Raw genomic sequence first — 20,145 nt, 5'->3', positions numbered from 1 at the left:
GAGGTGGGAGCATTAATAGTGGAATAACCGAGATGACAATATCAACTGATATAAAAACAGACTTTCATTTTCGCAAGCCCACAAAAGATGATGGCGCAGCTGTCTGGGAGTTAATTAAAGATACTGGTGTCCTTGATCTTAACTCTTCCTATAGCTATTTGATGTGGTGTGAAGTTTTTTCAGAGACATCCATTGTAGCTGATAGGGAAGAGGAAGCGGTGGGATTCATTTCCGGTTTTATTCATCCGGAGCATCCAAAAACGCTATTCATTTGGCAGGTAGCTGTAAATGAATCGGAACGTGGAAAAGGACTGGGGACAAAAATGTTGTTTCAATTGCTTCAAAGAAAAGCCTGTGCAAATGTTTCTTATGTAGAAGCAACTGTATCACCATCTAACACGGCATCCCAGCAATTATTTAAGGGCCTTGCTAAAAAGCTTGACACAAATTGCGAAATTGGTGATTATTTTTCAGCAGATGACTTTCCACAAGAAGGTCATGAGGATGAACTATTGTTTAAGATTGGACCTTTTCAAAAAAATTAAATGGATAAGGATGATTGAATGACAACCGCAGTTTTAAATGAATCGAAAATGAAAACATTTGAAGAGATAGAATCAGCTGTACGTAGCTATAGCAGAGGGTGGCCGGCTGTTTTTGAGAAAGCAAAAGGCTACAAGCTTTGGGATACAGATGGTAGAGAATATATTGATTTCTTTGCTGGGGCTGGCACGCTGAATTATGGCCATAATGACGATGCCATGCAGGATAAAATAATTAATTATATTAAAAATGATGGAATTATCCACAGCCTTGATATGGGCACTACTCCTAGAAAAGAATTTCTTGAACAATTTAAAGAGATAATTCTTAAACCTCGAAACCTTGATTATAAAATAATGTTCCCAGGACCTACCGGCACTAATACAGTTGAAAGCGCATTGAAGATTGCTCGTAAAGTTACTGGTCGTGATACCGTGATCAGCTTTACTAACGCTTTTCATGGGATGACAATTGGTTCATTGTCTGTTACAGGTAACTCTTTCAAGCGTCACGGTGCAGGGGTTCCCTTACACCACACTGTTTCTATGCCTTTTGATGATTATGTGGAAGACCAGGATTCCATTGCTTATTTGGAAAGATTTCTAGAAGATAGCGGAAGCGGAGTTGCCTTACCAGCAGCCATTATTCTTGAAACCGTTCAGGGAGAAGGTGGCATTAATGCAGCAAGAATGGAATGGCTTAAAAAAATTGATGCTATTTGTAAACGCTGGGATATTCTCCTAATAATTGATGATGTTCAAGCAGGGAATGGACGCACCGGTACATTTTTTAGTTTTGAACCAGCAGAAATTAATCCTGACGTAGTTTGTTTATCCAAATCAATTGGTGGTTTTGGTTTGCCTATGGCTATCACTTTAATTAAACCGGAATATGACCAATGGGGCCCAGGAGAACATAATGGTACCTTCCGCGGCAATAATTTGGCATTTATCGCAGCTACTGAGGCACTATCTAACTGGAAAACAGATGACTTCAGTAAAGAAATCCAAGCAAAAGGGGATTTATTAAAAACAGCTGTAAACAAACTTATTGAAAAATATCCCGTACTAAAGGGGGAAGCTCGTGGCAGAGGACTTATGCAAGGGATTGCTGTTCATGTAGATGGCATTGCCGAAGAAATTTGTGCAGAAGCTTTTAAACGGGGGCTGATTGTAGAAACTTCTGGTCCAGACGATGAAGTTGTAAAATTCCTCCCACCCCTTGTGATTGATCAAGAAGGACTCGAAAAAGGACTGGATATATTAGAAGATAGCATAAAATATGTTACCAACAAATAAACTAAACTATTGCAACAGGGGAAAGGGGAAAATAGTATGATAGTAAAATCACTAGAAGATATTATTGGCACAAAGGATGAGACATCTGGGGAGAACTGGACAAGTCGCAGATTTTTATTAAAAAAAGATAATTGTGGGTTTAGTATGAATGACACACTTATTAAAGCAGGTACAGACAATTACTTCTGGTATAAAAACCACATCGAAGCTGTTTATTGTATTGAAGGTGAAGGTGAAATTGAAAAGGTGGAGACAGGTGAGGTTTTTCAGATTAAACCTGGTACGATGTACATCCTTGATCAAAACGATAAACATAGATTGCGTGCAAGAACCCAAATGCGCATGGTATGTGTATTTAACCCCCCACTAGTGGGAACGGAAACACATAATGAAGAAGGCTATTATCCATTACTGACAGAATAAAGTATAACAAAGGCGCCCAAACACGTTTATCGGGCGTCTTTTTAAAGTCTTCAGAGTATTTGTGGGAATTTTAATTTATAAAATGCGAGTACCAATTTTTTATAGATAAAAGGATATCTGGTTAAATGTCCTAATAATTTGAACTATTTGTAAATTGTGGTAAGCTTAAGTTGATTACAACCATGATTCATATTTATTCGTAGGTGAATTAAAGCTGTACATACAATTTGGAGGAGTGGATGAAATGGGAAGTTATCAGGGAAAGTAGCATTGGTTACGGGAGCAGGCACAGGACTCGGGCGTGCGATCGCAATTGCATTTGCTAAGGAAAGTGCGACCGTCATTCTTAACGGTAGAAGGGAAGAAAAACTGCGTGAAGTTGCGCAGGAAATTGGAGAAGGCTGCTTCATTATTCCGGCTGATTTGACGAAGGAATCTGAAGTGAACACTTTAGTCGATGAATTACAAAAAAATACTGCTGGTGAATTAGATATTCTAGTAAACAATGCTGGTGGGGTGAACGCAATGGCACCTATTGAAGAAATGTCACTTCAGCAATGGCAAAAAATGTTTGATTTAAACTTAACTACCCAATTTCTTACGACTCGCGCTTGTTTACCACTGTTACGTAAAAGTGAAAATGGTAAAGTAATTTCTGTCACTTCTGGAATGGTCAATTTCTTTATGAAGGGGATGGGGGCTTATTCCGCAAGTAAAGCAGCAGTTGAAGCACTGATGAAAACAGTCGCTGAAGAGGAAAAGGACAATGGAATCCAAATTAACTTATTTGACCCCTTAAATGTGGTTTCTGAGGGTAATCCTGATGGGGAATATGAACCTGCGGAGGTTGTAGGTGTACTTGTTGATCTAGCAGCTGCAGAGTCTGTACAGAAACACGGCGAAATAACAAAACCTGAAGTATAAGTTGATACTAAAATTTTCTGCCAAAACGCTAATGGAATTTTCCATGCGTTTTGGCAGTTTGCTTTTCGAATCGCTATTTGTTCTTTTTGGGTTGCGGATAATTATATCCTTTCGTATCTACCTCTACCTTTTTCATTCTTTGCTCGTTTAATGGTTTATCCGCTTCATCTCTTTCTGTGTCAACAATTTGGTCGACCGTCTCGATGCCTTCGGTAACTTTTCCGAACGCAGCATAGTCGCCATCCAAATGAGGTGACTCACTAACCATAATGAAAAATTGCGATCCTGCGGAATCCGGGTCTTGAGATCTTGCCATGGAGAGAGCACCACGCTCATGCTTTAGATTGTTGGTAAAACCATTGGAATTAAATTCGCCGTCAATAGAGTAGCCTGGCCCCCCTGTTCCATTTCCTTCCGGGTCACCACCTTGTATCATAAAGCCAGGAATAACCCGATGAAAAATCAGATCATCATAGAAGCCATCCTGAACCAAAGAGATAAAATTAGCTACGGTTTCGGGAGCCTTTTCAGGATATAGTTCCGCTTTTATAGTTTCATCATTTTCCATTGTAATGGTAACAATAGGGTTTTCTTTCACATCATGGGGGTAGTCCGTTTTCTGGTCTGCTTTTTGTTCGTTTTCTTTGCTGGAATCTTCCTGTGTTCCACATCCACTCAAAATAATAGTGAATAAAATAACTGCTATAAATAGCTTTGTAAATACTCTCAACTTTTCATCCTCCTGTTCATTTTTCTATTATAGCATGTAGCTACGACACTGGAGAATAGAAAGGAGAAGGATATATTATTATGCTCGATGTCCACCAATTTTCTTGCTGCGCTCCAAGGTAATTCCGGCCTCTGTATAGCTGCTGGCACGAAGGATAGCTGTCGCTCCATAATCTCGGCGAATAGCATCCATAACATACCCGATATCATTTTTTTTCGCCCGATCTTCAAATAGGTTAAGCTGTATTTCTCCCTCATGAAAAAGGTTATTCAGCGTAACATAGACATGTCTAATAGTACTGTTTCCATCATAAAATTCTTGGAAGAGCTGAAGACAGATTTGATATACATCCATAGTTACATTCGTAGGGATGTAGATCGATCTGGAGCGAGAGAAGCCGCCACCTGTTTCCTTGCCATAGGAGATGCCCAATTGAACAGTTCTTCCTGTCTTCCCAGCTTCACGGGCACGCCGGCAAACCTCTTCACAAAGATCGAGGATACAGACCGTTACTTCCTCTTTGGAATAATCTCTTAAAAGAGAGATGCCATGTCCAAATCCTTTTTGTTCCGTTTTTATAAAATCTCCAAATACCGGACTTAAATCAATTCCCCATGCATGCCAGTATAACTGCTCGCCCATCACCCCAAAGCGCTTTTTTAAATGTTCCAAGTCAAAGCGGGCAAGCTGTCCCAATGTGACAATTCCCATTCGATTGAGATTTCGCTTCATTCTGCTGCCGATTCCCCATATGTCCTCTATGGGAAAAGGCCAAAGTTTTTCTTTGACTTGTTCATAGGTACATTCAGCGATACCTACTTTCTTGGCATGCAGATCCATCACTGTTTTTGCAAGAAACTTATTATCTCCGATCCCAATCGAAGCAGTAATTCCAAAGCAATCCAAGATGTCTTTCTTGATTTGTCTTGCTACTTCCCAACGGGCTCCAAATAGTTTATCAAGCCCGTTTACTGTTACCCAGACTTCATCTACGGAATATTGGTGAATTGCTTGTTTTGGTACGTATTGGTTGATCAGTTTGGTGATTTCCATTGACACGTTTAAATAATCTGCCATATGTGCTGCTACAATATGAATTTCCGGGTCATCGGGTAACTCAAAAAAACGACTTACGTTACTAATGCCATGCCTTCTTTTCAGCTCTGGTGAAGCAGCCAGAACAATACTGCCTGATCTATTCGGGTCACCGACTACCGCAAGCAACGTCTTCATAGGATCCAATCCAAGTTTTACCGCCTCCACACTTGCATAAAAAGAACGCATATCTATACATAGTACATCATTACGAGGGTAAGAAGAATAATCCATTACAATAGCCACCACCAAAAAGGAACATTTGTTCTTATTATAGGGAATACCTCTTTTTTTATCAATGGGAATTTAACCCAAACTAGTAAAATAAAAATAGGAAAAGTTAATTAATTAATTTTTTTGAAATAAGACAATTTTAAAACCAAATCGTTTATACTTATATAAAAGATAAATATTTTTAGACATAGAAAGTTAAATGGAGGTGTTGGAAAGATGTTAAGTAAGCGATTAACACTCTATTTTTGTGTTGCTATTATTTTAGTCATACTATCTGGCTGTAGCAATGAAAGTGAAAATGAGAGCAAACAGGCTGACAGCTATATGGCTGAGGAAGCAAGTGAGAAGATAACGGAAGAAGGAGAAGCGACAACTGAATCAGCAGAAGATGGCGTGGAAAATAGTGGAGATAAAACAGAGCAACAAACTCCACAGGAACAAAATACATCTCCACGGAAAATTATCTATACTGCAAATTTGGAGATCGAAATAAATAGCTACGAAAAAGCACTGGAGAACATACAAAAGAAAGTAGAGGCTTATCAAGGATATGTAGTTGAATCATCCATGTTTGAGGAAGAAGAAAACAAAGGAACAAGTGGTTTTATTACCGTCAGAATTCCTCAGGGAAAATTCCGGGAGTTTATTCAGCTGGTTGAAGATGGGAGTAAAAACGTGTTGTCAAACTCTATTTCAGGTCAGGATGTTACAGAGGAATATATCGACTTGGAATCACGATTGCGCTCCAAAGAAGTGGTTGAAGAGCGGTTGCTGTCTTATATGAAAAAAGCTGAGAAAACGGAAGACTTATTGGCAATTTCCAAGGATTTAGCAAGTGTACAGGAAGAAATTGATCAAATTAAAGGCCGTATGAAATATTTGGAAAATAAATCTGATTTAGCCACAATTACAATCCACATGACTGAAAACAATTTAGCGATTTCAGGAGAAGATCTCAACACATGGGATAAAACCAAACAGCAATTCTTACAAAGTTTAAATTGGCTTCTCAAAGCTGTTTCGGGCTTGATCATCTTTTTTGTTGGTAATTTGCCGATATTACTAGTTACAGCTAGCATAGCGGTAATTGTATTAATTGTCATCCGAAAGCTTAGCAAATCTAATAAAGATAATAGATGATCATCTATATGCTTAATATAACAGAGAATAGAGGAATACAATGAAAGCAAAACTTGAAAATTTTATTGCAAATGAACCTGCTTTAATGGGGGCACTTACTGGAATAAGTATTCGTGACAGACATAATGGTGAGGTGGTATACGAGCGACAAGGTGAAACGAGAATGCATCCTGCTTCCAATATGAAATTATTAACTGCAGCTGCATCCCTATCCGAATTAGGGGAGAAGTATAAATTTATTACGGAAGTAAAGGCAGATGGGGAAATAATTGATTCTAAATTAGTGGGAAATCTTTATTTGGTAGGAAAAGGAGACCCAACGTTAGTCCCAGAAGACTTGGATCTGCTTACCGAGGATCTCCGCCTTCAAGGAATTAAAGAAATAACAGGAGATTTGGTTGCAGATGATAGGTGGTATGATTTAATTCGATTATCGCCTGACATGATGTGGGAGGATGAACATGCCTATTATGGAGGACAGATCTCAGCATTGACTTTATCACCAGACGAAGATTACGATGCGGGTACAGTTATTATAGAAGTAGCTCCAGGCTATTCAATTGGAGATAAACCAAAGGTAACGTTATCACCTCCTACAGATTACGTGAGGGTGGAAAACAATGCAAAGACGGATGAAGTGCACAGCACAGAGGAAGAGATAGTAATCAGAAGATTGCATGGCACGAACACTATAACCATTACTGGAAATATCCCGCTCGATTCACCGAATAGGAAAGAGTGGGTAGCCGTATGGGAGCCAACAGAGTATGTCCTTGCTGTTTGGCAACACGCTTTATTAAAAAAAGCGATAAAGTGGAGCGGAACCGTAAAGGTAGCAGAAAGTCCCACTAACGCAAAAATATTGTGTACACACACTTCCAAACCCATATCTGAAATGTTAGTCCCATTTATGAAATTAAGCAATAATGGAATTGGTGAAGTTTTGATAAAAGAAATGGGAAGAAAAGTTTACGGTGACGGAAGCTGGCCAGCAGGTCTTAAGGTGTTGGAAGAGAGACTTACGGATTATAATATGAAGATTGACAACCTATTGCTTCGTGACGGATCAGGTATTTCTCATGTAAGTTTAATACCTCCCAATGAAATCACCAAACTTTTATATCACATTCAAAAGGAGAGTTGGTTCCCAACCTACCTAGATTCTCTTCCGGTTGCCGGAAAGGAGGATCGCTTGGTTGGCGGAACATTAAGAGATCGGCTGAAAGGCCTAAAGCTTCAAGCTAAGACAGGAACTATTTATGGTGTAAGTACGTTATCCGGTTATGCAGAAGCTAATAGTGGAAAGAAATACATATTCTCTGTAATGCTTAACAATATGCTTGATGAAGAAATTGGCAAAGAAATAGAGGATAGAATGCTGGAGATTATTTTGAAAGATTAAATGATACACTTACACGCTGATTAAGTGGCACACAAGAAAATAAAAAGCTGTCATTGTTAGTTGACGAGATTACATAGTGGAGCAAAAAAGTATATATCAATAAAAATCGCACGGTATATAACAACAAAATACCGTGCGATTTTTATTGTGAAATCTAGAGTGTTTACTAAAACATTTGGATATTTATGCTAAAATAATATTTAAGAACATAAAAAGACTAATAATAAATGTCTTAAATTAATGGGCAGGATTAAAGAGAAGTCAAGAGAGGTCTTCGTTCAACAAACGGGCCAGTTTGTGGAATATACTTGAAACGAATAAAGGCTTCTTCACGTCTTATATGATAAAGAGGGAGGTTGAATCATTGAAACGAGTAATAGTATTTATTCTAGTGCTATTATTTGTAACTTTAAGCGCTTGTAAACAAAATGAAAATAGGACTAATTCATATGATGAAGAACACGAGGGCATTATTGCAAGGATTACAGAATTAGATGCTGATGACGAAGAATTTAAATACCGTATGCTCGTCATATCAAATGTTGATATAAATGATGTGTTAGGTAAAACAGAAGATGAATTAATCGAATTAGCACAAGAAAACGATGGTGCTGATTATGATATAAGTGATGATATGTACGATCAAGACAGAATTGAATTGAATCAGGGTGTAAAAGTTAATGTTTACTGGGGTGGAGAGGACGAAGGTGAATCAAACCCTCCAGTACGAAGGGCAGAAAAGATAAGCGTTATTCCAAAATAATTACTTATAAATGGGCCATATTGTTGAAAATTGAAATTAAAGATTCCGCCCACACTTTAACTATGTCAGAGTTAAGCTAGTTGACATTCTAAGTGTATTAACAATATAATACACTTAGAATGGTTATCATATGGTTAGTGTATATTGTTTTGCCACAAGTGTATTAATGGGTTAATACAACTATTAGACTCAGTTGATAAAGTAGGAGTTGCTACCATGTGTGGTTTGAGTATTAATAATCGTGGTACGGTTTATTCAGCCGTTATTCGCTATATCAAAGAGCAAATTGCTTCAGCTAAGTTAGAGCCGGGACAGGAGATACCATCACGAAGAGAATTAGCTAGTCGGCTGAAGGTAAATTCCAACACAGTGCAACGAGCCTATAAGATAATGGAGGAGGAAGGGTTGATTTATACTGAACGAAACCGACGAAGTAAAATCACAAAAGATGAGAAAATTTTAGGGTCTGTTAGAGAAGAACTTATTCTACAAGCTGTATCCTCTTTTGTTAGCTCTATTCGTTCTATTAATGTTCCTGTTGATGAGGTTTTAGATTTGGTCAATAAAAATTATATGTAGGCATCATAAGATTATTTTAATTTCTTTATATTAAAAATAGATAACTATAAAAATTGTAAAAAAGGCATTTTTTTAGTTAAGTGGGGGGGAGGATTTATTGAAAAAGGCAGAGGAAAATAGAAGGCAATGGCGAAATTTCGCAGCTTTTACATTAATAGTAGGTTTAATCGTAGGAACTTTTTCAGTTGTTTCTGACAACCTACCGATAGGGGCCTTAACCGTTTCGGAACTTATCCTTTCTTACTTAGCGGTTACTATTAATTCCTTACCATTATGGTTTATATTTGCTATGCTTGTTGGTTATTTATTTGCTAATAACGTCAAAAAGGCTGCGTTATTTGGCTTTATTTATATCATAATCGCTATTACTTTTTACTTCTTAATCGGCAACTTTTACACAGACATCCCTATATCAGTACCATTTAAAGAAAGAATAGGCACATATGCAATTTGGTACGGTGCTTCAGCAGTAGGTGGTATTTCCGGTGGAATTGTAGGGTTTTTAACTAAAAAAACACCGTACGCTCTACTTATCTTAATGGCAGGGTTGATATTGCAACTATTTGTAAGCGGTAGTAGTAGCTGGAGTAACGTTGTAGGGATTGCACAAAATATTACCTTTTGTTTAATAATCATGGGCATTATTATTCGCTTAACGGTTTCAAAGAATAAAATGAGGCTAAGAAATAAGTGATTTACGAATTTATCATAAAATGAAAACAGCTGACCTCCTTATTCCATAAAAGGGTACAATCTGAAATAAGATAAGCGCCATTTTTTATAGAAAAAGGATTGTGTTAATTCTATAAATTTGAAATAATTGGTTTTGAGATAGGAAATTTTGCTTAGCAAAACATTTAGGATGGTGGTACCTCAATGGAAATCTAGTTTATTAAAAATAGGAGGAAGAATTATGTGGGATATTATTATTACAATTATTATATTTGCTGTTATATATTTTGGTTTTACACGTCTCATGGGTTATAAAAATAAAAATATAACCTTGGAACTAGATGAACGCTATACCAATCTCACTGACCAAGCAGAAGCAGTTAAACGTGAGTTGGAAAAGCAGGGTAAAAATGTTGAGTACATAGAGGACGGCTTTTTTCTTATTGATGGCAAACGCTATATGATACATTCACGAAATGTTGCGGTGGGGGGGTTACCACTTCAGCGTACTATACTTGAACCAGTTGAAAAGTAAATGCTATTTGTAAAATGAAGTTATAAATTAACCCTTTTTCTCATTATTCCAGAAAAGGGCGCAGTTGTTGAATAAGCATTGCGCCGTTAAAGGGCCAGATTGTGTAATAATTAATAATAAGCCTACCCCTCAATCAAATAGAGGATTAAGGGGTAAGCTGATATTAAACAAATAATTATTTTTTTACAGCATGGATGTAATGAATCGTTTCAAAGGCTTTTAAATAATCCGAACGATCGCTAAAGAATTTATTATTTATAACATCGGGTGATAAATGTTCGTAAATAAGTAATCCTGCATCTTCTAACAATATTTCTATTTCGTCATAAGTAAAACATGATTTCATTGGTTCGCCACTAGCGGATGCCATTTGCACCATATTCTGAACTCGGTTAGACAATCCTTTTTCTACAAATAGTTTATCATCTGCATAATCAAAAACGATGGAACTTCCCAATGGAATCTCTGCAAATAATTCTTTAATTAAATTTGAAATTTCTTCTTTTGTTAAGTAATAGGAAACACCTAAGAGACTATAAAAGGTTTTTTTGTTTGGTTGAAAACCCTCATCAATAAGGTTTTGTAGGATAATATCTTTGGTGAAATCCATTGGAACAAAGTGAAAATTATAAGGAATTTGATAATTAGATTTGGCTAGCCTATTCCTTTTAAAATCTTGTGTAGACGGATAATCAACTTCAAATATTTCCAACTTAGGGTCTAATTCTGGGTTCCGAAAACAAAATGTATCCAATCCAGCTCCTAGAATGACATATTGTTCAGCTCCTAGTACTATCTCATGGAATAATACTTTTTCACAATAGGCAGCACGTGCTAATGGAGTTGGTGAGAGTTGAACTTGTGTAATCCATTTTAATATTTCATCGGGTTGATCTTGAAATTTTATAGCAATTTCATGATTAAAAAATTGAATTCCTTGAATCATGTTTTTACGAATATCTTCAAATTCCTTTTGGGTAATTAAATCTTTTGCAATATAATCATCAAAAATCTTTGGTGTGTCATATTTACTATGGTATGCTCGACCAAAAGCTGAAATTAAGGAAGTTAAACTGGATTCATTTTTCTCCATACATTGATTCCCCCATATAATAAAAATAAGATTCCCCTGGCCAGGAGAATCTTATTATATACGAGAATATAATAACTGTAAATTATAGCATAATTAAATTATTTTGTCAATAATATTGACTTGTATTTAAATGTTATCTCATGAAAAAATCAAAAAATACAATACAACAATCGGGCGCTTTTCCCTAATAGTAGCGCCATATTCGCATATAAGGGTTATTGTCTGGAATACAGGGAGGAAGCATTAAAGTTGAAGGGAAAAAGTAATTAAAAATAGTCACCTTATGATATAATATGACTATAAATATAAAATAGAAAGAGGTGACACTATGTGGGAAGCAATTAGACCGTCAGCGGATTTAAGAAACCATTACAATGAAATATCTAAGCAGTGCAAAGAATCAAGAAGTGCAGTTATTATTACCGTAAAAGGACGAGGAGATACTGCAGTTCTTGGTTTGCAAGATTATTATCAGATGAAATCAGAGTTGGAACTACTGCGAACACTTGCAGATGCTGAGGACGATGTAAGAAATGAACGAGTAGCACCCATACAGAATTCATTTGATGACCTTCGTGCATCTTTACTGGAAAGGAAAGAAGATGAGGTATAATATATTACGAACGGATAAGGCAGAAGAACAACTCCGTGATATTATATTTTATATTGCTGATGATGCTGGAGATGTTGATATTGCACTTTCGTATTTGGATAAAATCGAAACTGCAATCCATCGTCTTCAAGAATTTCCAGAGTCAGGAATTGTCCCAAGACATTCGGTTTTAAAAAAGCAAGGATTTAGAGTAGTCATTGCTGAGAGGCATCTTGTCTTTTATAAGATTAATGAGACAGAACAGACAATTATTATTTATGCAATAGTTGATGGAAGAAGAGATTATCACAATTTATTTTAATGGTTGTGTAACGTATCACGGGATAAACGAAATTATTTGACATTTTGAATTCATAGTATAGCTATGAGCGGATATTTATCGAAAGGTTATTTATTATGTTGTTTGTAGTTCAGGTAGCTTTATATGTTACTCGTAACAATTCCGGTCTTCAACAAATGGCCGCTATTCTTGAATAAGATTTAAGTCGCTAAAGGCAGCTTTAATTAAAAGGGCTTAGAGAATTTATTTCTCTAGGCCCTTTTAAAATGTTTAAATTTTGATTACAGGTATAAATTTTCACTTTATACTTCACAATAAATCCCACTTTATCATAGTGAGGATTCCTTCTTTTTAAAAATGATAATCTATTTTTGAGTGAAGCATCCTGAAATGACCGAATTAGTTTAGGAAGGTGCATTACAGGGAACGAAATTACAAGTAATTCTATTCACGAAGGAGTTGGGGAAATGACACCAGACCAAATAGGTTTTACTTTTTTATATTTGGCAGCATTCCTACTAATAGGAAAATGGATTCGAATAAAAGTAAAATGGTTACAAAATTTATTTTTGCCATCCTCCATCATAGGTGGATTTATAGCTTTAATTCTAGGGCCACAAGTACTTGGTAAGCTTGCTGGATTTGTAGTGAGTGACAATTCCTTTTTAATAAACGGAATTATGACAAAGGAAGTGATGGAAGTATGGAGTGCTCTACCAGGAATTATGATTAATGTAGTGTTTGCTACTTTATTTTTAGGTGCCACCATCCCAACACTAGCAAAAATATGGGAATATGGTGGTCCCCAACTTGCCTTTGGATGGACAATGGGATGGGGGCAATATGTAATAGGTATATTATTAACTATTTTGGTATTATCTCCATTTTTCGGATTGCCCCCAATGGCTGGAGCTCTTATAGAAGTTGCATTTGAAGGTGGACATGGTACAGCAGCAGGGATGGCTGGAACATTTAAAGAGATGGGTTTTCCTGAAGCCTATGATCTTTCTATTGGGCTTGCGACTGTAGGCATCCTATCAGGAATAATTATGGGAATCATTCTAATTAATTGGGCAGTCAGAAAAGAGAAAACCAACGTTATTAAAGATGTGAAAGATTTTTCTACGCTAAGAAAACAAGGGATCATGGAATTTCAAAATAGGGAGCCCGCAGCAAAAATGACAGTAAGACCGGAATCCATCGAGCCACTTTCACTCCACTTTGCGGTTGTTGGAATGGCTGTTTTTCTTGGTTGGCTTATCTTAAAGTTATTAATATGGATTGAAAGTGTCACATGGGGGATGTGGACAGACTCCGCATTCATGACGTATATACCATTATTTCCTCTGGCGATGATTGGTGGAATTCTCATTCAAGTTGTATTTAATAAAGTAGATAATTCGGAGATTCTCGATCGTAGAATGATAAACCGTATCCAGGGTTTCTCGCTTGATATATTAATACTAACCGCGATTGGAACCGTTTCATTGGACGTAATAGGAGAATATATTATTCCCTTTCTATTGTTAGCTGGGGCAGGGATTCTTTGGAATGTATTTGGCTTTCTGGTTCTGGCTCCTAGAATAATCCCCACGTATTGGTTTGAAAGAGGAATTGGAGATTTCGGGCAGTCTATGGGTGTGACTGCTACAGGACTTCTATTGATGCGGGTAGTGGATCCGAATAATGAGTCGCCAGCATTTCAGGGGTTTGGATATAAACAGCTGGTGTACGAACCTTTTCTAGGTGGAGGATTAGTCACAGCATTATCTGTTCCAATCATCTACCAACTTGGAGCTATTCCGTTTTTATTAGTCGCAACAGTCATGTGTATAGCAGGTGCTCTAACAGGTTTATTATATTTTGGGAAAAAATAAGTAATATGGACAATGTAAGGAGGGAAGGCGGATGATTACGCATCAGATTCTACTACTGTTACTTGCTGGATATATTGTTTTTTCGATTGATAAAAAGCAGAATTACTTTCCTGTCCCAGTAGTTCTCGTACTGTTGGGCATCGTCCTATCCTTCGTTCCAATTTTTCAAGAGATCACAATTACAAAAGAAATAATATTTAATGTGTTTTTACCAGCATTGTTATTCACATCTTCCTATTCCTTTTCTGTCCAAGCATTACGAAAGAATAAATGGTTGATTGGGGGAATGGGAACAGTTGGTTTAATACTTACAGTAGCGATTCTTGGCCTTTCCATTTATATGGTAGGAAATCTATTTATAGATCTATCCTTCATAGTTTCGTTGTTAATAGCAGGGATTTTATCACCAACAGACCCTGTTTCTGTTGTTTCCATTTTAAAAAATTCTACTAGCGATGAAAAAGTTGCCGACGTAGTAGAAGGGGAGTCTCTACTAAATGATGGTACGAGTATTGTAGTATTTACTGTGTTATTGGAAATGTATCTTCATGACCAAAGTTTTTCAGTCTCATCCTTTATTGGTGAGTTCCTTTTTGTATCACTTGGTGGGGTATTAATTGGAATTATATTTGGCTGGTTGCTTAGTAAGGCAATTCATTATACCAGTCACCGACAATACCAAGTTATGCTTAGTATAATCATTGCATATGGCAGTTTCTATCTTGGAGAGTTTCTGGGGGTTTCTGGTGTATTAGCGACAGTTACGTCTGGTTTGCTATTATCCTATGAATTTGGTAAACATCATCGAGAAGAACATTTTCGCGATTCATTAGATGGTTTTTGGACAATTATAGAACCTACGATCTTATCGATAATTTTCCTGTTAATCGGTATTCAATCAGCTGATTATTTATTCGATGTACCATGGTCTCTGGCTATTGTTATCTTTATACTATCTTTGGTCAGCCGATTTATTGTATTGGCAAGCTCTACAATCATGATACCTCGCTGGCATCACCGGTTTACCTTGAAAGACTCTGGCTTGATTACATGGGCAGGTATAAAAGGCACGATGTCTGTTGCTTTACTCCTTGGTCTAGAAGCAGAAGCTTCCAGTGACCATTTACTGGTTTCATTGACTTTTTCAGTAATCGTGCTTTCTTTAATCATTCAAAGTATAGGTGTTTACCCAATAATCAACAAATTATCTAAAGAAAATAGGTAAGTGATATCTGCATCCCGTACCATAGTGCGAGATGCAGAAAGTTATTTTTGATGGAGGAAGTTAAATTCCCCAACTGAATATATGTTCGTGTATAATAGAAGTTAGCTTCTTCATTTTTCCTCTGTATGTCTTCAGCTTTTAAACCCAATATGTAGAAATAGGTGATAACATGAAATTAATCCTCGCTGAAAAACCCTCGGTGGCTAAGAACATTGCGGACGCTCTGAAAATTAAAACAAAGAAAGAAGGCTATTTTGAAGGGAATGGCTATATTATTACATGGGCTTATGGCCATTTAGTCCAGCTATATGACGCGAAGGACTATGATAGTAAAATGACAAAATGGAAATTAGATAACTTTCCATTTATCCCCTCTAAATTCAAATATAAAGTTAAATCAGGTTATGGAAATAAACAACGCCAGGATCCGGGTGCTGCGAAACAGTTACGAGTTATTCATCAGCTTATGAAACGTGCTGATGTGGAGAGTATTATTTCAGCTTGTGACTATGATAGGGAAGGTCAGCTAATTGGAGATAGTATTATTTATAGAGAAAACAGGCCAAGCAAAAATGTTTACCGATTACTTCTAAATGAATGGACAGAAAAAGAAGTGCTTTCCGGTTTGGAAAGAATAAAACCAAATGAAGAAATGAAGCCATTAAGGGATGCTGGTATTAGCAGACAATGGGCGGACTGGGTAATCGGAATTAACTTAACATCTGTAGCAACTTTAAGGTATCAAAAAGGAAGAGGTAAGGCTCTTAATATTGGTAGAGTTTTATTGCCAACTTTGAAAATCATCTATGATCGTGATAAAGAAATAGAAACTTTCAACCCGGAGGATTATTATAAGTTATCAGCAACATTCCGGACAGATCGTAATGAAAAGTATGAAGGAATTTATACAGAAGAGAAAGAAGATAAATTTAAAAAAAGAGAAGTATTAGATGATATTCAGCGAAACCTAAATGAAAAGCCAGGGAAAATTAGTAATAAAGAGGTAGAAAAGAAAAAGGAATTTCCACCATTTCTTTTCAATTTATCTAACTTACAAGGTTACATTACCACTAAGTATAAGGGGTGGACATCCGATAAGGTGTTAAAGGTAGCTCAATCACTTTATGAAAAGAAATACATTACTTATCCGAGAACATCGAGTATTGCACTTGATGAGAGTTTAGTTGGAAAAACAGCAAAGGTTTTACAAACTCATTCGGAAGACTTGCCTTATAAAGACGAAATTGAATTTAAGAAATTGAAACGTGTTTTCAATAACTCTAAAGTGGAAAGTCATAGTGCTATTATACCAACATACCTAAAGCCTAAACGATTATCAAATGAGGAGCAAATTGTTTATAATTCAGTTAGAAATCGCTTTATCATGCAATTTATGCCACTTGCAGAAGTGGAGGAAACGAGGTTACATACAAAGATTGAAGGGGTTACAGGACTTTTTGTGTCGAAAGGAAAAGTACAATTGGTAGAAGGATGGAAAAAGGTAGAACAGATGCCTTCAAAGGATTCTCTTTTACCCCATGTACAAAAAGAAGAGGGAGTTTCAACAGATAAATTGGAAGTAACTTCCCATGTCACAAAGCCACCGAAGCATCATACAGAAAAAACGCTACTGCGAGTGATGGAGACATGTGGAAAAAGGTACAAAGAAGATGAAGATGCTTCAACAGAAGCTGTATTAAATGGATTTAGTATTGGCACGCCAGCTACTAGAGCAGAGACAATTAAAAAATTAAAGGATGTTGGTTATATTACGTATCAAAGTAAGAATCTCATTTGTACCAATTTAGGTAAAAGTCTTGTGGAAACTTTCCCAGTGAAACAATTATTTGATTTGGAGTTCACCGGTAAATTGGAAAAAATCCTCTCTGATATTCAAAAGGGTAATTTTCCAAAAGACCAGTTTCTTCATATGATTTATAAATTCACAAATGATGCAGTTATTGAGATGAAAAACGAAGAAGAAAAGATTATTCATGAGGTTACATCCTCTTCCAAACCAGAAGTAATTGGAAAATGTCCGGCATGTGAGGGTAAGATAATAGAAAGTAAAAAGGGCTTTGGGTGTACAAATTGGAAGAAGGGCTGTAAGTTCGTAGTTTGGAAAAATGATAAGTACCTTGCTGCAATGAAAAAACGTCCAACAAAAACAATGGTAAAGGCTCTACTAAAGAATAAAAAGGCTTTTGTTAAAGGATTAACAAGTAAAAAAGGAAATAAATTTAACGCTTATTTAAGCTATGAGAAAAATGTTGATAACGAGTATTATAGTTGGAAAATGGAATTTAATAAATAAAAAAGGGATAGCATGTTAATTTTGCTATCCCTTTTTATCTATTTAACTATCTTCATTTGATAGGTTTAATATGTCAAGCAATTTAAAGAATAAGCCAAGTATGATTGCTACAATTGTTGCTAAACCCATACCAGATAAAGCAACTGTGCCAATTTGAACGGTTGCTCCGCTAATTCCTATTACCAAAACAACACAAGTAAGAATTAAGTTTTGAGAACGGTTATAATCTACTTTTGCTTCAACAAGCATACGAAGGCCGCTTACTGCAATAATACCGAATAGCAAAAGGGAAATCCCACCCATCACTGCAGTAGGTATGGACGATATTAAAGCTGCTAATTTACCAACAAAGGATAAAATCATGGCAAGTATTGCTGCAATACCGATTATCCACGTGGAATATACTCTTGTAATTGCTAAGACTCCAATATTCTCACCATATGTGGTATTTGGAGTGGAACCTAAGAAACTGGAGATGATAGTAGAGATCCCGTTTCCTGCTAACGAGCGATCCAGCCCAGGGTCTTTCATTAGATCCTTATTAACAATATTGCTAGTTACAAATAAATGACCAATGTGCTCAGGAATTAATACTAGCGCTGCAGGAAGGATAATTAAAATGGCGGACCAATCAAACTTAATTTTGTAAAATTCGGGTTGGGAGATCCAAGAAGCTTCCTTGACAGTTGAAAAATCTACCAAACCAAAGAAGTAGGCAATAATATAACCACCTATAATACCTAAAAGGATTGGAATAATTTTTAGAAAACCTCTTAAGGTAACCCAACAGACGATCGTAATAGTTAAAGTGAGAAAGGAGACTAAAGCAACTTTAGGATCCATCGTCCAAGCAGGGTCTGCATCAGCTGGGGCAATCCATCCAGCCATTTCAGCTGCGGTGGGAACAAGCTCCAAGCCAATGACAGCAACAATGGCTCCCATTGCAGCTGGAGGAAAAATAACATCAATCCAAGTGGTGCCAACGAATTTCACAAGGATAGACACAAGAGTCAGGACAATACCGACGGCCAGAAAGCCTCCAAGTGCATAGCTGTATCCCTGGTCACCAGCATAATTATCAAGTACAGCAAAAACCGGTGATAAGAAAGCGAAACTAGAACCTAAAAATGCAGGTATTTTTCCCTTTGTAATAAAGATATATAACAATGTGCCGAAGCCATTCATTAATAGAATAGTAGCAGGATTTACCCCGAATAAAATTGGAACTAAAACAGTGGAACCGAACATTGCAAATAAATGCTGAATACTTAATGGCAAACTTTTTAACAGTGGTAGACGTTCATCAACTTGAATCTCTTTATAATGTGCCACATTACATCCTCCTTTATAATGCCCATCGGTTACCTAGAGGATATTAACAATTAAAGCAAAAGAACTTTCTTTGGAAAAGACAGCTTGAAAAAATTTTGGATACAGAATAAGGATAGATTGTGTTGTCTTGTTCTTCTATCCGGAAGGTTTCCAGTTGTCTAGTCCATAAAAAAACACCTTACCAAATATGGCAAGGTGCTTAACTTCAAAGAGAAGTAATTCTCTTTCAGTAACAGATGGCTATCTGTTCCACCTTGCCAGCCTCACAGGACTGGTTTAAAGGTAACCGTATGAACTTATCGTAGTTATTATGGCAGTAACTCAACTTTATGTCAATTTCTTTTTTCCTTATTTAGAAACATATTTGGTTTAATTTTCTCCTTGTAACTGGACTTTTAAGATTTTACCACTCGCTGTTTTGGGGAGTTCCTCCATAAAAGTAACTGCCTTTGGGCATTCGGAAGGTTTGAGTGTTCTTAGACAATATTCGATAAGTTCTTCCTCTGTAGCATGTTGGTTTTCATATAATACAACAAAAGCATGGGCAACTTCTCCCAGTTTCTCATGGGGAACAGGAACAACAGAAGCTTCCTGAACAGAAGGGTGCTTAAGTAATAATCTTTCCAAACCAACAGAGGATATTTTGGTTTCTGCTGTATCAATATCTTTTTTTCGATCAATAACATGAATCTTGCCATTCTTATCAATCGTTCCGAGATCTCCCGTGTATACCCACCCTTCGGAGTTTTTGTTTTTAAAGTGTTCCGTACCATTGCCTTTTACAATGACTTCACCTACTTCTGTTCCGTCATGCTTTACATCCTCTCCATACTTATTAACAACACGTACTTGAGTTTGAATCATCTGTGACCCCACCTTTTTATCAAGATTTATAATAGGAACCATCTAAACAAATGAAATAGAATAAAAAGCGTTTTATTAAGAAAATTATAACATACGTTTGAAAGCGTTTTATAGTATTTGTTTTGTTTCTTGCTCTATTAATCTTCTAAACCGTAAAAATAATCTATGTATAATTATTGAAAACTATCTTGCAATACGCTTACAATAAG

20 protein-coding genes are annotated in these 20,145 nt (G+C 36.5%); 15 read left to right on the top strand and 5 right to left on the bottom strand.

The window, feature by feature from the left end:
- Positions 1-32 precede the first annotated feature (32 nt).
- From ectA to X953_RS12420, 4 genes are all read left to right on the top strand, one after another.
- On the top strand, positions 33-545 hold the full coding sequence (gene ectA, locus X953_RS12435; RefSeq protein ID WP_040955872.1) for a diaminobutyrate acetyltransferase: 513 nt from the start codon (positions 33-35) through the stop codon (positions 543-545).
- 18 nt (positions 546-563) lie between these two features.
- The gene (gene ectB, locus X953_RS12430; protein ID WP_040955871.1) at positions 564-1,841 is read left to right on the top strand and encodes a diaminobutyrate--2-oxoglutarate transaminase; all 1,278 of its coding nucleotides are present in this window, start codon (positions 564-566) and stop codon (positions 1,839-1,841) included.
- Between the two features lie 36 nt (positions 1,842-1,877).
- The gene (locus tag X953_RS12425) at positions 1,878-2,264 is read left to right on the top strand and encodes an ectoine synthase (protein ID WP_019379252.1); all 387 of its coding nucleotides are present in this window, start codon (positions 1,878-1,880) and stop codon (positions 2,262-2,264) included.
- A gap of 270 nt (positions 2,265-2,534) precedes the next feature.
- Positions 2,535-3,188, top strand: coding sequence for an SDR family oxidoreductase (locus X953_RS12420; protein WP_052350125.1), 654 nt, complete (start codon positions 2,535-2,537; stop codon positions 3,186-3,188).
- A 73-nt stretch (positions 3,189-3,261) separates the two neighbouring features.
- On the opposite strand, the gene X953_RS12415 is transcribed toward X953_RS12420, so the two are convergent.
- Positions 3,262-3,918 (bottom strand): peptidylprolyl isomerase, encoded by a 657-nt coding sequence (locus X953_RS12415; RefSeq protein WP_040955870.1) that lies wholly within the window; start codon positions 3,916-3,918, stop codon positions 3,262-3,264.
- Positions 3,919-3,996: 78 nt separating this feature from the next.
- A complete protein-coding gene (locus tag X953_RS12410; RefSeq protein ID WP_040955869.1) occupies positions 3,997-5,247 on the bottom strand; it encodes a DNA polymerase IV in 1,251 nt (416 codons plus the stop codon).
- 216 nt (positions 5,248-5,463) lie between these two features.
- On the opposite strand from X953_RS12410, the gene X953_RS19570 reads away from it, so the two are divergent.
- The 6 genes from X953_RS19570 (at position 5,464) to X953_RS12380 (ending at position 10,338) form a co-directional block, all read left to right on the top strand.
- Positions 5,464-6,387: a DUF4349 domain-containing protein gene (locus tag X953_RS19570; RefSeq protein WP_040955868.1), complete on the top strand. Its 924-nt coding sequence runs from the start codon at positions 5,464-5,466 to the stop codon at positions 6,385-6,387.
- 40 nt (positions 6,388-6,427) lie between these two features.
- Positions 6,428-7,789 (top strand): D-alanyl-D-alanine carboxypeptidase/D-alanyl-D-alanine-endopeptidase, encoded by a 1,362-nt coding sequence (gene dacB / locus X953_RS12400; protein WP_040955867.1) that lies wholly within the window; start codon positions 6,428-6,430, stop codon positions 7,787-7,789.
- 364 nt (positions 7,790-8,153) lie between these two features.
- Positions 8,154-8,552: a hypothetical protein gene (locus X953_RS12395; RefSeq protein ID WP_040955866.1), complete on the top strand. Its 399-nt coding sequence runs from the start codon at positions 8,154-8,156 to the stop codon at positions 8,550-8,552.
- A 216-nt stretch (positions 8,553-8,768) separates the two neighbouring features.
- Positions 8,769-9,131 carry a GntR family transcriptional regulator gene (locus X953_RS12390; protein ID WP_040955865.1) on the top strand — a complete coding sequence of 121 codons (363 nt, stop codon included), beginning with the start codon at positions 8,769-8,771 and terminating at the stop codon, positions 9,129-9,131.
- A 97-nt stretch (positions 9,132-9,228) separates the two neighbouring features.
- On the top strand, positions 9,229-9,825 hold the full coding sequence (locus X953_RS12385) for a hypothetical protein (protein WP_040955864.1): 597 nt from the start codon (positions 9,229-9,231) through the stop codon (positions 9,823-9,825).
- Between the two features lie 219 nt (positions 9,826-10,044).
- A complete protein-coding gene (locus X953_RS12380) occupies positions 10,045-10,338 on the top strand; it encodes a hypothetical protein (protein WP_040955863.1) in 294 nt (97 codons plus the stop codon).
- Positions 10,339-10,513: 175 nt separating this feature from the next.
- Here the strand turns inward: X953_RS12380 and X953_RS12375 are convergent, their stop codons facing one another.
- Positions 10,514-11,431, bottom strand: a complete 918-nt coding sequence (locus X953_RS12375) for a class I SAM-dependent methyltransferase (protein WP_040955862.1) — start codon at positions 11,429-11,431, stop codon at positions 10,514-10,516.
- A 328-nt stretch (positions 11,432-11,759) separates the two neighbouring features.
- Here X953_RS12375 and X953_RS12370 point away from each other — a divergent pair, with 328 nt between their 5' ends.
- From X953_RS12370 to X953_RS12350, 5 genes are all read left to right on the top strand, one after another.
- Entirely contained in the window at positions 11,760-12,044 is a 285-nt protein-coding gene (locus tag X953_RS12370) for a type II toxin-antitoxin system Phd/YefM family antitoxin (RefSeq protein WP_040955861.1), read from the top strand.
- Positions 12,034-12,345 carry a type II toxin-antitoxin system RelE/ParE family toxin gene (locus X953_RS12365; protein WP_040955860.1) on the top strand — a complete coding sequence of 104 codons (312 nt, stop codon included), beginning with the start codon at positions 12,034-12,036 and terminating at the stop codon, positions 12,343-12,345. Before X953_RS12370 ends, X953_RS12365 begins: the two co-directional genes overlap by 11 nt.
- Positions 12,346-12,791: 446 nt before the next feature.
- Positions 12,792-14,201, top strand: a complete 1,410-nt coding sequence (locus X953_RS12360; protein ID WP_040955859.1) for a sodium/glutamate symporter — start codon at positions 12,792-12,794, stop codon at positions 14,199-14,201.
- Between the two features lie 31 nt (positions 14,202-14,232).
- Positions 14,233-15,426, top strand: a complete 1,194-nt coding sequence (locus X953_RS12355; protein WP_040955858.1) for a sodium:proton antiporter — start codon at positions 14,233-14,235, stop codon at positions 15,424-15,426.
- Positions 15,427-15,595: 169 nt separating this feature from the next.
- A complete protein-coding gene (locus X953_RS12350; RefSeq protein WP_040955857.1) occupies positions 15,596-17,740 on the top strand; it encodes a type IA DNA topoisomerase in 2,145 nt (714 codons plus the stop codon).
- A gap of 42 nt (positions 17,741-17,782) precedes the next feature.
- Here X953_RS12350 and uraA read toward each other — a convergent pair whose 3' ends face one another.
- Complete coding sequence (gene uraA, locus X953_RS12345) at positions 17,783-19,072, bottom strand: uracil permease (protein ID WP_040955856.1); 1,290 nt, start codon at positions 19,070-19,072, stop codon at positions 17,783-17,785.
- Between the two features lie 369 nt (positions 19,073-19,441).
- Positions 19,442-19,936, bottom strand: a complete 495-nt coding sequence (locus tag X953_RS12340; RefSeq protein WP_040955855.1) for a class I adenylate-forming enzyme family protein — start codon at positions 19,934-19,936, stop codon at positions 19,442-19,444.
- Between the last annotated feature and the right edge of the window lie 209 nt (positions 19,937-20,145).

The organism is Virgibacillus sp. SK37, from assembly GCF_000725285.1.
GTDB lineage: Bacteria > Bacillota > Bacilli > Bacillales > Amphibacillaceae > Virgibacillus_Q.
The sequence above is the reverse complement of the archived record's forward strand: the minus strand, read 5'-3'. Positions and strand labels throughout refer to the sequence as shown.

Excerpts from the sequence above, each read along its gene's own strand:
- X953_RS12370 (WP_040955861.1), top strand. The coding sequence starts at position 11,760 with ATGTGGGAAGCAATTAGACCGTCAGCGGATTTAAGAAACCATTACAAT.
- X953_RS12425 (WP_019379252.1), top strand. The coding sequence starts at position 1,878 with ATGATAGTAAAATCACTAGAAGATATTATTGGCACAAAGGATGAGACA.
- X953_RS12365 (WP_040955860.1), top strand. The coding sequence starts at position 12,034 with ATGAGGTATAATATATTACGAACGGATAAGGCAGAAGAACAACTCCGT.
- X953_RS12340 (WP_040955855.1), bottom strand. The coding sequence starts at position 19,936 with ATGATTCAAACTCAAGTACGTGTTGTTAATAAGTATGGAGAGGATGTA.
- X953_RS12350 (WP_040955857.1), top strand. The coding sequence starts at position 15,596 with ATGAAATTAATCCTCGCTGAAAAACCCTCGGTGGCTAAGAACATTGCG.
- X953_RS19570 (WP_040955868.1), top strand. The coding sequence starts at position 5,464 with ATGTTAAGTAAGCGATTAACACTCTATTTTTGTGTTGCTATTATTTTA.
- X953_RS12360 (WP_040955859.1), top strand. The coding sequence starts at position 12,792 with ATGACACCAGACCAAATAGGTTTTACTTTTTTATATTTGGCAGCATTC.
- ectA (WP_040955872.1), top strand. The coding sequence starts at position 33 with ATGACAATATCAACTGATATAAAAACAGACTTTCATTTTCGCAAGCCC.
- X953_RS12410 (WP_040955869.1), bottom strand. The coding sequence starts at position 5,247 with ATGGATTATTCTTCTTACCCTCGTAATGATGTACTATGTATAGATATG.
- X953_RS12355 (WP_040955858.1), top strand. The coding sequence starts at position 14,233 with ATGATTACGCATCAGATTCTACTACTGTTACTTGCTGGATATATTGTT.
- X953_RS12390 (WP_040955865.1), top strand. The coding sequence starts at position 8,769 with ATGTGTGGTTTGAGTATTAATAATCGTGGTACGGTTTATTCAGCCGTT.
- ectB (WP_040955871.1), top strand. The coding sequence starts at position 564 with ATGACAACCGCAGTTTTAAATGAATCGAAAATGAAAACATTTGAAGAG.
- dacB (WP_040955867.1), top strand. The coding sequence starts at position 6,428 with ATGAAAGCAAAACTTGAAAATTTTATTGCAAATGAACCTGCTTTAATG.
- X953_RS12380 (WP_040955863.1), top strand. The coding sequence starts at position 10,045 with ATGTGGGATATTATTATTACAATTATTATATTTGCTGTTATATATTTT.
- X953_RS12375 (WP_040955862.1), bottom strand. The coding sequence starts at position 11,431 with ATGGAGAAAAATGAATCCAGTTTAACTTCCTTAATTTCAGCTTTTGGT.